The sequence below is a fragment of the Algoriphagus aquatilis genome, assembly GCF_042657405.1.
GTDB classification, from domain to species: Bacteria; Bacteroidota; Bacteroidia; order Cytophagales; family Cyclobacteriaceae; genus Algoriphagus; species Algoriphagus aquatilis.
On sequence record NZ_JBHSKS010000005.1, the window covers coordinates 201023 to 217050 of the forward strand.

Here is a 16028-nt window from a genome sequence, read left to right on the forward strand (position 1 = left end):
CCTTTTGATAATTCCAATTGTTGGTTAAAAGTCAAAACTTAAACACATACCCACCGGGATCTTGGAAGGAATTGGCTTTTCGGGTAGAGTCGGGAGCATTTGCTTTTAGGTAGTTTTCCCAAGGGCTGGGGTTTTCCAGATCGACGCTGATTTCTACCAGTTTTTCAGGGGAAAAGGTATTCATACCTCTCAGTCCATCGACCAAGCCGAGGTAGCCATTTTGGGAAAATCGGTACACTTTAGCCCAACCTTGATCGGCGCTTTTGGTAAGTCCCAGGCTTTCCTCCACAAAGAGTTCGGCAGGCAACATGTCCTTGTAATACAACCAAACTACCGAGCCTTTAAACTGTAATTTTTCACCATAGCTCGTGGATTTAGGCTGCAACTCGGCCAATTCGGGCATCAGGACTTCATTTTCCGGATGCTGAAAAAAGGTCTCAAACTCCAAGAGATACCCTTCCGGATCCACCGCCACAAAGCCGTCATGCGGACCTCCAGGATTTTGCTTGAGCGGATACTTGATGGTCACTTTTTGCTCTTGCAGGTGGGCATACCACGCCTCCAACTGATCAGTAAGAAAATCCAAAGCGACCGATTTGGGTTCGGCGCCGGTATAGCCTGAATTGGCAATGAAATGAAGCGTCAAAAAAGAATCCCCTGCAATCTGAAATTTGGCCAAGCTGTCATTTTCCTGCACTAGTTCCAGACCGAGCGTAGTTTGGTAAAAGGCCTTTGCTTTAGCTAAATCCTTGTAAAACCACTTTACCTCCAGTCCTTGAATGCCAAAATCTTCCAAATCACGAAAGGCAGAATTTTCGGCAAGCAAGTTATTGATCCGCTCGGTTGGATAGCCTAATAACCTGCCAAATCTCCGGCTCAATTCCCTTTTTCTCTCAGCGGTGAGATTGTCTTTGGCCAAGTCCTGCTTGAGATCTTCATAGGCTTTGAGCGCATTTCCTTTATAGATCAACACGACTTCTTTCCCCTCCACACTTGAGGCAGGAAACAAATCGGTCTGCACTAAGGCCGCTTCCCGAAAGAAACTCACCCCGTATTTCTGACTGATTCGCTCCACTTCCGGCATAAAAAGATCCAACTCGGCCGAAGTCATCGGCGGGCCCAAAGCCAGGAGTTTGACCCCAGATTTGACCATTTCGGCAAAGGATTCGATTTGCCCCGATTCCTTGTCGAAGCTCCTTTGCTCGCAGGAATACAGAAAAAAGAGAAGAAGTAGGAGTAGTGGCGTAAGGAATTGTCTTTTTATCATCTGTATAAAAGCCCAAGGTTGAGACAAGGTTTGAATTAGGAAAAAAAATCTCTTTTCCCGACAACCAATCTTGAAAAATCTGCATCTGACCATAGGAAGATGCATTTATGTATTCTAAAAAATCACCTTTAGAATCATTTGATTATCTTATCATTCGCAAATTTTTGAGTACCGTTTTTTACCAATTAGAAAATAAATTCTCGAGTCCCATTCTTACTTAACACCAAACTTTCTACATGGAATTACTTATCAAAAATCTCTCAAAAACTTACTCCAACGGAGTGAAAGCACTCAACGACATTTCCCTGACCATTCCACAGGGCATGTTTGGACTTTTGGGCCCAAATGGTGCAGGAAAATCAACCCTAATGCGAACCATCGCCACCCTTCAGGATGCAGACGCTGGCAGTATTCAACTGGACGGTATCGATGTGCTGAAAGACAAACAATCTGTTCGTGAGCGACTGGGCTACCTTCCTCAGGATTTTGGCCTCTATCCTCGCATCAATGCCGAGACCATGCTCGACCACATCGCACAGATGAAAGGCATCGGCAGCAAAAGCGACCGAAAAGAACTCGTTGCCTCTCTTTTACAAAAAGTAAATCTCTTCAAAGACCGAAAAAAGGGACTCGGTACTTTTTCCGGTGGGATGCGTCAGCGTTTTGGAATTGCGCAGGCCTTGGTAGGAAACCCTTCCCTGATCATTGTGGACGAACCTACCGCAGGTCTCGACCCTTCCGAACGTAACCGTTTTTATAACCTCCTCTCCGAAATCGGAGAAAATACCATAGTCATCCTCTCCACACACATCGTCGAGGACGTGAATACGCTTTGCTCCAACATGGCGATCATCTGTTCGGGAGAGGTGCTCATGCAAGGCAAGCCAAAAGACGGACTCGCCATGGTACAGGGAAAAATTTATCAAAAAGCGATTGAAAAAAGTGAATTGGATCACTATCGAAAAGACTACCACGTGATCTCCACCAAGCTGATCGGAGGCAAGCTGAGCCTTCGCATCGAAAGCGAAGAAACCCCGGAAAATGGCTTCGAACCGGTGGCAGGAGATCTGGAAGATGTGTATTTCAGTGTGATTTCTAAAAAAGTGGATCCTATCACCATTTAATCGGAATCGTATGTTTAAGGACATCTTTCTTTTCGAGCTAAAGTACCGCTTTAGCCGCCCAGCGACCTGGATTTATTTTGCCTTGCTTCTGATTGTGCCCCTATTGTTGATTGGCTTTGGCAATACTCCGGCTTCGGAAAAAGTCTATCATAACTCGCCCATCGTCATCGCCAACCTGCTGGTGTTGGTTTCACTCTTTGGGATTCTGATTGCCTCTGCCATCATGGGGGTGCCGATCTATCGGGATTTGGAGCATAAGACAGGCACCTTTCTCTTCAGCTACCCGATCAGCAAGTTTGGGTATTTTATGGGAAGATTTTGGGGTTCCTTTGTCATTTTACTATTCATCAGTTTAGGCGCCCTGCTTGGGATTTATTTGGGGAGCGTATTGGGCCCGCTGTTTGGCACCGATGCAGATCGCTACGGTCCAAACGAGCTGATAAATTACCTCCATCCTTGGTTGACTTTGGTATTGCCTAATCTTTGGTTAGCAGGTGCCCTGTTTTTTGCCCTGATTATTTTCACCCGTAATATCCGTTCCATCTACTCGGGAGGAATCGTGATTTTCATCGGGTATCTACTGGCCAATTTTCTTTCTCAGGATATCGAAAACAAGGACTTGGTGCAGCTGATCGACCCATTTGGCTTGAATTCATTTGACCTACAGACGCGCTACCTGACCCCCTACGAGCAAAACACCTTTTTGCTCTCCGTGACCGGCAACCTTCTGCTCAATCGGATACTTTGGACAGTCGTCGGTTTGGTCTTTTTCCTTGCCTCATACTATAGGTTTAGCTTTTCCTATTTTTTCCAGGCTTCCAGAAAAAGTAAAAAGACTGAATCCGCCAAAGAAGAAAGTTTCATCACGGGTGCGTTCCGAAAGGTATTGCCTGACTTTTCTTCTTCCTACCAATGGAGATCCTTCCAAACCCTTACCAAAATCGAAGTTCAAAATGTCCTGAAAGACATTTATTTCCGGTCCATTTTGCTGGGTGGAATGATCTTTTTGGTGCTCGATTTCTGGATTGGAAATACGACTTACAGTGTTCCGATTTTGCCTTCTACCACCTTTTTGATGGAGTACAAAGGGTACGATTACAACCTCTTTGTCTTCATTATCATCGTATTTTTCACCGGAGAGGCCCTGCATCGGGACCGATCTACCGGGTACTCGATCATCAATGACACCTTCCCTGTCAAGGATGGAGTGGTGATTGCGTCCAAGTTTTTCGGGATGGCATTTGTCTGCCTGGTACTGACCTCCTTGCCGATCGTGGTGGGTCTGATCGTTCAGGTTCTGAAAGGGTATTTTCTATTTGATCTGGATGTCTACCTGATCGATAGTTACCTGATCACCTTCCCGGATTACCTGCAAATGGTCATGCTGGTATTTGCTGTCCACTTGCTGGTCAACAACAAGTTTGCCGGGCATGCCGCCGCCATTGGCCTTTGGGTGGTGATGATTGTGTTGCGAAGCTTTGCAGATTACGATTTCAACCTGTTTTTCTACAGCTACAAGCCAGGGTACACTTGGAGCGACATGAATGGACTGGGGCACTTTGGAGACTCCCTCGTATGGTTCAATATTTATTGGACCTCATTTGGGGTATTTCTGGTTCTGGTTTTCAGCATTTTCTTCAGCAGAGGGACCGAAGATTCTTGGAAAAGCCGCCTTGCTACTGCCAAACGGAGACTCTCCCTGCCTTCTACCCGATTGGGATTTGCATTCCTAGCTTTAGCTCTGGTCACAGGTGCATACATTTTCCAATCCGTAGTCTATGAAAATGGCTATCGAACTGTGGAAGAGGGAAAACTACGCCAAGTGGCCTATGAACAGCAGCTCAAAAAATACGAGCGGATTCCTCAACCCAAAGTCACCAAAATCAAGATCAAAGCTGACCTGTTCCCGATGGAGCGTGAAGCCTACTTTGAGGCGGAAGTTCAATTGGTGAATAAGACAAGCTCAGCGATTGATTCCATCCACTTCAACTCGGTTGACTTGAGTGATTTTAAAGTGATTTACCAAGGCGACACCTTACCCTATCGCTTCCCTTTAAATTATGAGCCTGCCAAATTCCAGATTTTGGGTAAAAAGCCCGAAAAACACTGGTACCAGATCACCGCTTTGCCTCAACCCATGCAGCCAGGAGACACGCTGAATTTGCTGATCGTAAGCAACAAGAAATTTTCAGGCATTCCCAATTCGGGCTATGGCAGGGATATTGTCTACAACGGCACCTTCTTTTCCGGCGGTATCCCCAACATGGGCTATGATCCAAACAATGAAATGAACAGCGACGAGGATCGGAAGAAATACGGACTTCCTCCTAAACCGGAAGATTTGCCTGAGCACCGAGATCCGTATGGAGAATCCACCTTGCTATTTGCCAGTGATGCCGATCTGATCTCTTTTGAAGCCGTAGTAAGCACCATCCCAAGTCAGATTGCGGTGGCACCTGGCTATTTGCAGCGGGAATGGGAGGAAAATGGAAGACGTTACTTCCACTACATTCAGGATACGCCGATTCAGTCATTCTTCACCTTCGTGTCGGCTGAGTACGAAGTACTCAAAGACAAGGCTATCCTTCCGGATGGGCAGGAAGTCAACATAGAGATCTTTCATCATCCCACACATACTTACAACCTGGACCGTTTCTTGGCAGCCTACAAAGACGGGTTGACCTATTTCTCACAGACCTATGGCAACTTCCAGTTTAGACAAATGCGCCTCTTGGAGTTTCCTCGGTATGCTACTTTTGCCCAGTCTTTCCCCAATACGGTCCCGTTTGCGGAGAGCTTTGGTTGGGTGGCGGATTTCAAGGATCCGGACGATTTTGATTTTGTCTACTACGTGACTGCTCACGAACTGGCGCATCAGTGGTGGGGACATCAGATCACTCCCAACTATACCCGCGGATCAAATCTGATTTCGGAAGCCTTGGCAGAATTTTCCGCCTTGATTCTCACCGAAAGAAGGTATGGAAAAGACAATATGAAGCGCTTCCTAAAGGAGGAACTAGACAATTACCTATCCGGCAGATCCAATGAAGGAAAAAAAGAAAACACGTTCATCAATTGTAACCGACCTTACCAATGGTACTACAAGGGAAGTTTGATCCTCTATGGACTCCAGGACTTGATCGGACATGAGGCGATGGATTCTGCGCTTCGGAACTTCAATCGGGAGTTTGGAATGAAGCAAACACCGCCATTCCCCGGAAGCTATGACTTGTACCGTCATCTGGAAGCTGTGACTCCGGATAGCATCAAATACTACCTGGACGACACCTGGAACAAAATCACGCTCTACGACAACAAAGCTGAAAAAGTAACAGCCAAAAAGACCGGAGAAGGTGAGTATGAAGTCACATTGAATCTCAAATCCCAGAAGCTCTACGCAGACGAAACAGGAAAAGAATCCAATGCTGAATACACTGCCGATTACATCGACGTGGGCGTTTTTGCAGCAGAAGACAAAGACGAAAACGGCCGGACTCGTGTCAATCCACTTTACATCCAGAAACACAAGATCAAACCCGGACAGACTACCTTGACTGTCAAAGTAAAAGGTGAGCCTGTGAAAGCAGGAATTGACCCCTACAACAAGCTGATCGACCGACTACCTGACGACAATACAGTTTCGGTGGAAAAGCTCTAAAAATTATATATCGCGTTCAAAAGCCCAGGTACCTTATACTTGGGCTTTTTATTTAAAGAATAAGGCTTGTTTCCATTTGGAAAGAAGAAATTGTAATTTGAACCACCCACCCCATCCACCTTACAGATGAAAAAACTCTTGCTTTCACTTGGCTTTCTTTTGCTGGCTTTGATCGCTATCCTCCTGATCAACACGCTTCGACTGACTTCCAAACAAGTGCCCGCTGAACCCGTCGAAAAAGTGGCAGTTTCGGATCAGGTCTTTTTGAATTTATCCAAAGCCATTCAGTTTAAGACCATTTCTTTTAATGAGGAAGCTGTTCCTGATTCTGCGGAGTTTCTGGGATTTCATCGATTTTTGGAAGCCACTTTTCCGTTGGTTCATAGCCAATTGACTTTGGAAAAAATCAACACCTACAGCCTGCTTTACAAATGGCAGGGAACCGATCCCTCGCTGAAGCCGGTCATCCTCATGTCACATCAGGACGTGGTACCTGTGGACGAACCCACCCTTCAGCAATGGGAAGCAGGGCCTTTTGAAGGAAAAATCACGGACACCCACATCATCGGCCGTGGAACCTTGGACGATAAGGGGACCCTGATGGGCGTGTTGGAAGCGGTAGAAAAATTGCTTTCAGAAAACTACGTACCTGCCCGTACCATCTACATCGCCTCAGGTCATGACGAGGAAGTTGGCGGCCCAAATGGTGCAGGAATGATAGCAGAGCACCTTAAAAAACAAGGAGTCCAAGCTGCCATGACGCTGGACGAAGGAGGATATTTTGCAGAAGGATTGGTGCCTGGACTATCAGGTCCGGTGGCGATGATCAATTTGGGGGAAAAGGGCTTTGCTTCCTTTAGATTGATTGTCCGAACCAACGGAGGTCATAGCTCTGCACCACCCAAAGAAAACACCATTGGCATCTTGGCAAAAGCCATCGTGGATCTGGAAAACAATCAGCTTCCCTACAAACTGGTCCCTCCGATAGATGCTCAATTGGAGTATTTGGGACCAGAATTACCTTTCCTGCCCCGCATCGCCTTTGCCAATCCGTGGCTTTTCAAAAGTCAATTGCTGGAGGGGCTCAACGCTCATACCACCACGGCGCCAACGATCATCGATGGCGGGGTAAAAAACAACGTCATTCCAACCGTAGCCGAGGCTACCATCAATTTCAGAATTCTCCCGGGTGAAACCATCGAGTCGGTAAAGGCTCATATCGAAAGTATCGTCTCGGACAAAGTAACTGTTGAGACGGTAGGATTTCTGACTAACCCTCCCGCAGTCTCGAGGGTAGATTCAGACCCCTATCGGATTTTGGAAAAAACCATCCGAAACCTCCATCCCGAAACCTTTGTAGTTCCTGGCCTGCTTGGAGGCGCTACCGATTCCCGGTATTTCACCGAAATCTCAGATGAAGTCTACCGTTTTTACCCCATTCGGATCGACAAAGAATCCATGGAGCGTTTCCACGGCATCGACGAAAAAATCAGCAAGGAGAATTACAAAGAGATCATCCAGTTTAGCTATCACCTGATCAAAAACTTCCAATAAAATCGAATGCTCATGATCAAAAAAATCGGCATTTCTCTGGGTCTAACCCTCTTGGCACTGGGACTCTTTGTCCTTTACACCTTTTGGAGCACAGGCTACTTTCGCAAAATCGAAACCTCCCATGAGTTTGGAGGAATTGAACAGACAATCGAGTTGCCCGGCGTCGAAGACATGGCCATTTCCCGATCAGACAGTTTTATGGTCCTCTCCGTCGATGATCGTGCCAAAAGGCGATCAGGCGAACAGGGTCTTCATGGCTTGTATTGGATGGACTTGAAACAGGCCCCATTTACAGTGAAACCCATTGCCATACCAGCGGACCTCATCCTTTACCCCCATGGTATCAGCTTGATCGAGACCGGACCAAAGCAGTATCGACTGGCGGTGATCAACCATGTGGAAGGAAAACACTCCGTGGAAATTTTCACCATTGATCAGGATACCGTACAGTTTAGCCATACCCTGACCGATCCCAACTTGATTTCCCCCAATGACCTGGTTTGGGTAGACGCCAATCGATTCTACTATTCCAATGACCACGGATCGACTTCCTCAGCAGGAATTTTTGCGGAAAATTACCTCGGCGTAGCCAAAGCCAACGTCGGCTATTTCGATGGATCAGCTTTCCGCATCGTGGCTGAAAACATGTCCTATCCAAACGGGCTGGTCGTGGACCAATCCGGGAAAAATCTTCTCGTGGCTTCCTCCAGAGATTTCCTGATCCGGGTTTTTGAGATGCAAGCGGACGGAGGTCTGAAATTCCTGGAAGACATCCCCACCGCAACGGGGGTGGATAACTTGGAACGGGATGAAGAAGGAGCCATCTGGTCGGGAGCACATCCTGATTTGATGACCTTCTCGGCCTATGCTGCAGGGAAAAAACCGATTGCCCCCTCGGAGATTTTAAAAATCTACCTATCCGATCAACAGCTCAAGCAAACTTCCGTGTGGTTGGATAAGGGAGAAACCATGTCTGCCAGCTCCGTGGCTATCCCATTTGGAGAATACCTATTTCTAGGCAATGTGATGGACTCTAAGATGCTCGTCCTGAAGAAAGGAAAGTAATCCGCTCAAGAACTGATCGACCGCCACGCTTTGGGGGTGACTCCGCATGTTTTCTTGAAGCTCCGGTTGAAATAGGCCAAGTTTTCAAACCCAACCCGAAAGGCAATTTCGGAGATTGGCGTATCGCTTTCCTGCAAAAGCTTTTGTGCCTCGCTGATTCGGAGTTGGATGAGGTAAGCAGTGAAGGTCTTGCGTGTTCGCAATTTAAAAAACCGACAAAAGGCTTCCTTGGAGAGATTGGCCACCTCGGCAGTTTCCTCTAAGGTGATCCGCTGAAACCTGTTTTTCAGCAAAAACTGCATCACCCGATCCATGCGGCTTCCGTCCTTTTCCGACAGTCCACGCATCAGTCCCGATTCATTGAGTCGAACCAAGTCTGGACCTGCCTGATCCACCAAAGCCAAGAGCTGAAAAGCCAACTGAAACCGCTGAAGCCCTTCACTTGAACCAAAAGCTTCAAAAAGCTCCTTGATTTGGCTAGCCGTGTTTCCCTGAATTTGAAAGCAGAGCCCCTGAAATCCTCCGAATTTCCTCAACGGCTGAAGTTCGTCCAATTCCCCAAGAGCTTTTTCAAGTGACTGAAAATCGAAGAAAATGGTATTTCCGGCAGATTTGAGGGGGGTATCTTTTTCAAAAAATTCGGGATCACTTCGAAAAACATGAGGGGCATTTTCTCCCAAAAAGTAGACATCCCCCGGCTGAAATCTCCCGACATAATCCCCACTCAACAGTTGACCTTTCCCTTCCAAAATCACGGTCAGCTGCAGTTGCGGATGCTGGTGAAGCTTATCGTAAAAGTGCGGACCGCGATCCTCCTGATATCGGACAAACTCGCGTTGGGACTTGGGAACCTGAAAGGAAATGATTTTTGCCATGGCTCAAATAATATCAAATTGAGTAAAAATAGATTCAATTTTTAACAAACTGATCAATAACGTATCAATATGAACTAATCCTGTGAAAGAATTTCCTAAGGGCTTGAATTACTTTTGAATAAAAATCTCTGTACCCTCCGTGGTAAAAAATCAACATACTATGAACTGGAAAGGCGTATTCCCCGCGGTCACGACCAAATTTCACGCAGACGGAAGTCTGGATATGGACCTATTTTTCAAAAACCTGGACTTCCAGCTCGAATGCGGAGTTCATGGAATCATCCTCGGCGGCACCTTGGGCGAAAGCTCTGTGCTTTCCCAAGAGGAAAAAATCACACTCACAGGTGAAACAGTAAAATACATCAACGGACGAGTTCCGGTAATCCTCAACATTGCTGAAGGCGCTACAAAAGACGCCTTATTTTGGGCGAAAAAAGCGGAAGAGCTAGGCGCTTCCGGTCTGATGATTTTGCCTCCGATGCGCTATGCAGCAGATGCTCGCGAGGTAGTGACCTACTTCAAAACCGTCGCCAACTCCACCAAGCTGCCGATGATGATCTACAACAATCCGGTGGACTACAAGACCCTGGTGACCATCGACATGTTTGCCGAGTTGGCTGAGTGTGAAAACATTCAGGCGATCAAGGAATCTACCCGCGATATCTCCAATGTGACCCGCATGATCAACCGATTTGGAGACCGTTTCCAACTGCTTTGCGGAGTGGATACGCTTGCGCTAGAAGAGCTACTGATGGGCGCAGTAGGCTGGGTGGCCGGTTTGGTGTGTGCTTTCCCAAAAGAGACTGTGGTCATTTACAACTTGGTGCAGGAAGGTAAAATCGAAGAAGCACGTGAAATCTACCGCTGGTTCTTACCTCTTCTGGAGCTCGACATTCACCCAAAACTCGTGCAATACATCAAGCTTGCTGAGCAGCACTGCGGCATTGGTTCTGAGCATGTCCGCGCTCCTAGACTGACTTTGATCGGGGAAGAAAGAGAAAGAATTGAGAAGATTATTTTGGATGGGTTAAAAAGACGTCCGTTATTATCGTGATTTTGAAATACAGTAGAAACACCTTGAAATAGACCCCGCAAGCGGGGTGAAATACTTCCAGAAATTTATTTCACCGAGCGAAGCGAGGTATATTTCAATTGTATTTCCACGGTATATCCTCAATTACCAAAAATTAAAAATCATGAACCTCGACAACCTTTTCAGTGCTGCCCAAGAGGCCTTTCTTTTCTACAAAAACCTTCCCGGAAAGGAAAAGGGAGCTTTTTTGGACACACTAGCTGATACTTTAGAAGCCCATCGCGCTGAAATCGTCCCTTTGGCGGTCAAGGAATCCAACCTTCCTGAAGGCCGAATCAACGGGGAATTGGGTAGAACCACGGGTCAAATCCGGCTTTTCTCCAATCTGGTAAAAGAAGGTTCTTGGGTAGAAGCGACCATCGATCCGGCCATGCCCGACCGCACACCGCTACCGAGAGCAGATATCCGCAGATTCCTGACACCACTTGGACCGGTCGTAGTCTTTGGGGCTAGTAATTTTCCATTGGCCTTTTCGACTGCCGGAGGAGATACGATTTCAGCTTTGGCAGCAGGCTGTCCGGTGATTTACAAAGCGCACCCTGCACATCAGGAGACTTCCAGAAAAGTCGCCGATTGCATTCATCAGGCCATTTTGAAATGCGGACTTCCTTCCGCCCTTTTCACTCATGTGGAAGGAGGAATTGCTGAGGGACAAGCCTTGGTCAAGCATCCGATGGCAAAAGCTGTCGCTTTCACAGGTTCGCATGTAGGTGGCATGGCACTTTTCCAACTCGCCAATCAACGGGAAGAACCTATTCCGGTGTATGCCGAAATGGGCTCCGTCAATCCGATTTTCTGCTTTCCACATAAGCTGGAAAAGGAAAATGAGGCTTTGGCAAAAGCATTTGTAGCTTCTCTTACGTTGGGAGTAGGTCAGTTTTGCACCAATCCTGGGTTGATCTTTGTGCCGGAAAAGCAGGCAAAAGCCTTTGAAAGCGCCATTGCTGCCGAACTGAAAGATATTGCGGCCGCCCCGATGCTCCATCCGGGTATTGCGCAAGCGTATTACGATTCCATTCAGTTTTTGGAGTCACGTGAAGAACTCCGCTGGGTAAAAGTGGCAGATCCAAAGCATCTCATTAACGGAAGTACCGCTTTGGCCGAAATCAAAGCAGCCGACTGGCTAAAGGACTCCCTATTCCAAAAAGAAGTCTTTGGTGCCTTTGCCATGATGGTGGTGTACCAAAACGAAGACGAACTCCTTGAAATAGCCAAGCACCTCCACGGACAGTTGACCATCACCGTGTGGGCAGATGCCGAAGAACTCCAAAACCAGCTGTTCCTCATCAATCTCCTGGAAGAAAAGTGTGGCCGCTTGCTCTTCAAAGGCGTGCCTACCGGAGTAGAAGTCGGCTATGCCATGCAGCACGGCGGACCATTCCCTTCGACCACCGCACCCAACAGTACTTCGGTCGGTGCTCATGCCATCAAGCGCTTTGCCCGTCCGATTGCCTTCCAGGACATGCCCCAAGACCTGCTCCCTGATGCCTTGCGAGATGACAATCTGCTCGGGATCTGGAGATTGGTGAATGGTGATTACACAAAATAAAATGGAAATACTGTAGAAATACACTTCGCTTCGCTCAGTGAAATATTCTCTGCACAGATTGGTATTTCTAAAGTATTTTGTCCCGCTTGCGGGACTTATTTCTGGTGTATTTCAACAGTATTTCTCACTATAGTTTCAAACTTCGAATTTTAAATCTCAATGCCTTCTCGCCATACTTTCTCCTGTATTGATGCCCACACGTGTGGCAATCCCGTTCGGGTAGTTTCAGGTGGTGTCCCATTTCTGAAAGGAAATACCATGCTGGAAAAGCGCCAATACTTTATGGAAAACCTTGACTGGATCCGTACAGGGCTCATGTTTGAGCCGCGAGGACACGACATGATGTCGGGCTCCATGCTGTTTCCTCCGCACGATCCGGAAAATGACTTTTCCATCCTTTTCATTGAGACTTCCGGCTGCCTGCCCATGTGCGGTCATGGCACCATCGGGACGATCACCATTGCCATTGAGGAAGGATTGATTCATCCAAAGACTCCGGGTTTTCTGAGAATGGAAGCACCTGCAGGATTGGTTTTGGTTGAATACAAGCAAGAAGGAAAAAAGGTGAAATCTGTGAAGCTGACTAATGTCAAGAGCTACCTGGCAGCAGAAAACCTGGAAATCGAAATTGATGAACTTGGCAAACTGACCGTGGATGTGGCCTATGGTGGCAATTTCTACTGCATCGTAGATCCACAAGAAAATTTCCCAGGTTTGGAGGATTTCAAAGCGGAGCAATTGATCTCTATGGCACGAAATCTCCGCTCAAAGATGAACGAGCGCTACGACTTCGTCCATCCGGAACACGACAGAATCCGCGGACTTTCTCACGTGATGTGGACGGGTAAAACTCTGGATGAAAGCAGTACCGCACGCAATGCGGTATTCTACGGAGACAAAGCCATCGACCGTTCACCTTGCGGCACAGGCACCTCTGCCCGCATGGCACAGTGGTTTGCCAAGGGTTGGTTAAAGCCTGGAGATGAATTTGTACACGAAAGCTTCATTGGTTCCAAATTCATAGGACGAATCGAGGAAGTCACTGAGATTGCTGGTCAGCCGGCGATTGTACCCAGCATCGAAGGCTGGGCCAAAGTCTATGGCTACAATACCATTATTTTGGATGATGATGATCCTTATGTCCATGGATTCCAGGTGATTTAACCCTGTGATTCCAAACGAACATAGAAAATGACTTCCCAAAAAAGGAAGTCATTTTTGTTTACAAGGGCTTCGATAAAATTTTGGTTGGGAAGGTTGAATTATTCCTAACTTAATGGTGTACTTATCCCTGACTTTTATGCTGCGAATCTCTTTTATCGCAAAAGCCCTGACTTTTGCATTGCTAATTGGTTTATCCTTCCGAACATCCGCCTATCAGAAGGACATCCTTTTTTCATCAGAGATACCTTTAGATCTGGAGATTGTGACCAATTTCAAACTGATCAAAGGATCAAAATCGGATACGGTCTTTTTTCCAACCTTTATCAAATTCAAAAACGAAGAAGGAAAGCAAGACTCTGTCCCTGTCAATCTCCGTGGAAGAGGAAACTCCAGAAGAGCACAATGCTTTTTCACCCCACTTTGGCTAAAAATTCCCAAAGGAGCCTCCAAAAACACTCCTTTCGAAGGAAACAGAAGTCTGAAACTGGTACTCCCCTGTCAGGAAGGTGAATCCTTCAATCATCTTATTGTCAAAGAGTACATGGCTTACAAACTCTATGAACAGGTAAGTCCTTACTTTTTTCAAACCAGATTGATCAATTTGACCCTGACGGACAGGCAAAACAAAAAAGGAAAAACCTATGCCTTAACAGCCTTTGTCCTGGAGGATGTGGATAATGTAGCTGGATACCATGAAGCAAAAACCAAAGATTCGGGTTTGATTTTGCCCCAACTTATCAACGACACGCTGGCTCTGAAGCAGGACTTTTTTGCCTTCATGATCGGAAATACCGACTGGTCCAATACGACACAGCACAATGTGAAAATGCTGATCAAAGAGGATGAGAAATATATCCCTGTGGCGTACGATTTTGACTATTCTGGCTTTGTCAATGCACCCTACGCAATTCCATATGACTATTTGCCTATCAAAAAAGTAACCGAACGCTTTTACCGAGGCATTTGCAGAAATGAAACGCTTACCCAACTGGTCAAATCTGACTTTTTGCAAAGGGAGTCACAGATTCTAGCCACACTGGAAAAATACATATCCTTGCTCCCAAGCGCCGAATTTGAATCGTCACGAAACTACCTGATGGATTTTTTCTCCATCCTCAAAAGTGAAACTTCCTTCCAAGCCCAGATTGCAAACGCCTGTCAAAAGTACGGGCTAATAGAAAATTGACGCTTTGAATGATAAAATCAAAAAATTCAGTCAATCCAACATCATTTCTTGTCAATTCAGGCCAACACAATGCGAGATTTCCCTTATACCTTCGTCTTAGATTGACTTGTAGCAGACGCGTCGAAAACAGCTTTCTTTCCTAAATTCAAGACGAATACGTAGCAATCCCTGATTGACCTTGAGATTTACAATATGAAACCAACCCTTATCATCGGCGGCGGAATCGTCGGTTTGTTTACCGCCTATTTTCTCACTAAAGAAGGCATAGCAGTCGAGGTCATCGATCAGACCGACATGCAGGACAACTGCTCCACCGGCAACGCAGGTATGATTACACCAAGCCACATCATTCCCTTGGCCGCACCGGGAATGATCAGCAAGGGCATTGCTTGGATGTTTTCTTCTAAAAGCCCGTTTTATATTCATCCTCGCTTGGATTACAAGCTGGCGAAGTGGTGCTTGCTTTTCTTCAAAGCAACATCAGAATCTCAAGTAAACCGAAGCATTCCCTACCTCAATCACCTGACCCTGTTTAGCAAGGCCTTGTACCAGGAGTTTCAGGCGGAGCACCCCGAGTCGACTGTTCACCTTTCCGAGAAGGGATTGATGATGGTCTATCAAACCGAAGCAGTTGAAAAAGAAGAAATCGAACTAGCCCACTTGGCCAAAAAATACAAGTTGGAAGCTGAAGTGCTCAACGCTGCTGATGTACAAAAGCTCGAACCCAATCTGGAAGTGAAAGCACGAGGGGCCGTGTATTTCCCTGGTGATGCCCACCTCGATCCGGGAGTGCTTTACAGCTATGTGAAAAAATATTTGGTTGCAAAAGGCGTAAAATTTCATCCCAATACTCAGGTTCTGGGATTTGAGAATACTGGGCATAAAGTACAAGCTGTTTTGACTGATAAAGGAAAAATCGAAGCGGGTAAAATCGTCCTTTGTGGCGGTGCTTGGACAGCCGAACTGGCGAAAAAGCTCAATTTCTCCCTTCCATTAATGGGAGGAAAAGGCTACACCTTCATCCAAAACAATACCCCATCGATACAGATTCCTACGATCCTGACCGAGCGAAAAGTAGCAGTAAGCCCCTATGGAGACTTTGTCCGTTTCGGGGGGACATTGGAAATCGCAGGCACCAATCAAAAGGTGAACATCAATCGAGTAAAAGGAATTTTTGAATCCATTAATCAGTATTACCCAACATTCCAAGCCAAATTCCCTGAAGAAGAGCAGATTTGGAAAGGGCTGAGGCCTTGTTCCCCGGACGGCTTGCCCTACATTGGGATGGCTCCGGGCTATGAAAATGTGCTGGTAGGAGCAGGTCATGCCATGCTTGGACTGACCATGGCGCCTGCTACTGGCAGACTTCTTACCGAGTTGCATCAGCAAAAGGAAACTTCCTTGGAAATGAAGGGATTTGAAGTAGGGCGATACAATTGATTTGGTTAAAGTTTCTTCATTCTAAAATCAATCCACAGAGAACACCTAATTTT

At 46.5% G+C, this 16028-nt stretch carries 11 protein-coding genes; 9 read left to right on the forward strand and 2 right to left on the reverse strand.

All coding sequences use genetic code 11. From position 1 onward, the window contains the following. Nucleotides 1-31: 31 nt before the first annotated feature. Nucleotides 32-1267: a VOC family protein gene (locus tag ACFPIK_RS09110; protein WP_377914429.1), complete on the reverse strand. Its 1236-nt coding sequence runs from the start codon at nucleotides 1265-1267 to the stop codon at nucleotides 32-34. A gap of 236 nt (nucleotides 1268-1503) precedes the next feature. Between ACFPIK_RS09110 and ACFPIK_RS09115 the strand changes: the two genes are divergently transcribed. The 4 genes from ACFPIK_RS09115 to ACFPIK_RS09130 all read left to right on the forward strand — a co-directional run bounded on the left by ACFPIK_RS09115 (nucleotide 1504) and on the right by ACFPIK_RS09130 (nucleotide 8668). Then, nucleotides 1504-2391, forward strand: a complete 888-nt coding sequence (locus ACFPIK_RS09115; RefSeq protein WP_377914431.1) for an ABC transporter ATP-binding protein — start codon at nucleotides 1504-1506, stop codon at nucleotides 2389-2391. Between the two features lie 10 nt (nucleotides 2392-2401). After that, nucleotides 2402-6049 (forward strand): ABC transporter permease/M1 family aminopeptidase, encoded by a 3648-nt coding sequence (locus tag ACFPIK_RS09120; RefSeq protein ID WP_377914432.1) that lies wholly within the window; start codon nucleotides 2402-2404, stop codon nucleotides 6047-6049. A gap of 126 nt (nucleotides 6050-6175) precedes the next feature. Beyond that, nucleotides 6176-7603, forward strand: a complete 1428-nt coding sequence (locus tag ACFPIK_RS09125) for a M20 family peptidase (protein ID WP_377914434.1) — start codon at nucleotides 6176-6178, stop codon at nucleotides 7601-7603. Between the two features lie 12 nt (nucleotides 7604-7615). After that, complete coding sequence (locus tag ACFPIK_RS09130; RefSeq protein ID WP_377914436.1) at nucleotides 7616-8668, forward strand: SMP-30/gluconolactonase/LRE family protein; 1053 nt, start codon at nucleotides 7616-7618, stop codon at nucleotides 8666-8668. Between the two features lie 5 nt (nucleotides 8669-8673). Here the strand turns inward: ACFPIK_RS09130 and ACFPIK_RS09135 are convergent, their stop codons facing one another. Continuing rightward, nucleotides 8674-9543: an AraC family transcriptional regulator gene (locus tag ACFPIK_RS09135; protein ID WP_377914438.1), complete on the reverse strand. Its 870-nt coding sequence runs from the start codon at nucleotides 9541-9543 to the stop codon at nucleotides 8674-8676. A 160-nt stretch (nucleotides 9544-9703) separates the two neighbouring features. Between ACFPIK_RS09135 and ACFPIK_RS09140 the strand changes: the two genes are divergently transcribed. The 5 genes from ACFPIK_RS09140 (at nucleotide 9704) to ACFPIK_RS09160 (ending at nucleotide 15975) form a co-directional block, all read left to right on the forward strand. Continuing rightward, on the forward strand, nucleotides 9704-10597 hold the full coding sequence (locus ACFPIK_RS09140; protein WP_377914440.1) for a dihydrodipicolinate synthase family protein: 894 nt from the start codon (nucleotides 9704-9706) through the stop codon (nucleotides 10595-10597). Nucleotides 10598-10712: 115 nt separating this feature from the next. Beyond that, nucleotides 10713-12185 carry an aldehyde dehydrogenase (NADP(+)) gene (locus tag ACFPIK_RS09145; protein WP_377914480.1) on the forward strand — a complete coding sequence of 491 codons (1473 nt, stop codon included), beginning with the start codon at nucleotides 10713-10715 and terminating at the stop codon, nucleotides 12183-12185. Between the two features lie 159 nt (nucleotides 12186-12344). Then, the gene (locus ACFPIK_RS09150) at nucleotides 12345-13349 is read left to right on the forward strand and encodes a 4-hydroxyproline epimerase (RefSeq protein WP_377914442.1); all 1005 of its coding nucleotides are present in this window, start codon (nucleotides 12345-12347) and stop codon (nucleotides 13347-13349) included. Between the two features lie 136 nt (nucleotides 13350-13485). After that, nucleotides 13486-14535 carry a hypothetical protein gene (locus tag ACFPIK_RS09155; RefSeq protein WP_377914444.1) on the forward strand — a complete coding sequence of 350 codons (1050 nt, stop codon included), beginning with the start codon at nucleotides 13486-13488 and terminating at the stop codon, nucleotides 14533-14535. A 192-nt stretch (nucleotides 14536-14727) separates the two neighbouring features. Next, nucleotides 14728-15975 carry an NAD(P)/FAD-dependent oxidoreductase gene (locus ACFPIK_RS09160; RefSeq protein ID WP_377914446.1) on the forward strand — a complete coding sequence of 416 codons (1248 nt, stop codon included), beginning with the start codon at nucleotides 14728-14730 and terminating at the stop codon, nucleotides 15973-15975. Nucleotides 15976-16028 lie beyond the last annotated feature (53 nt).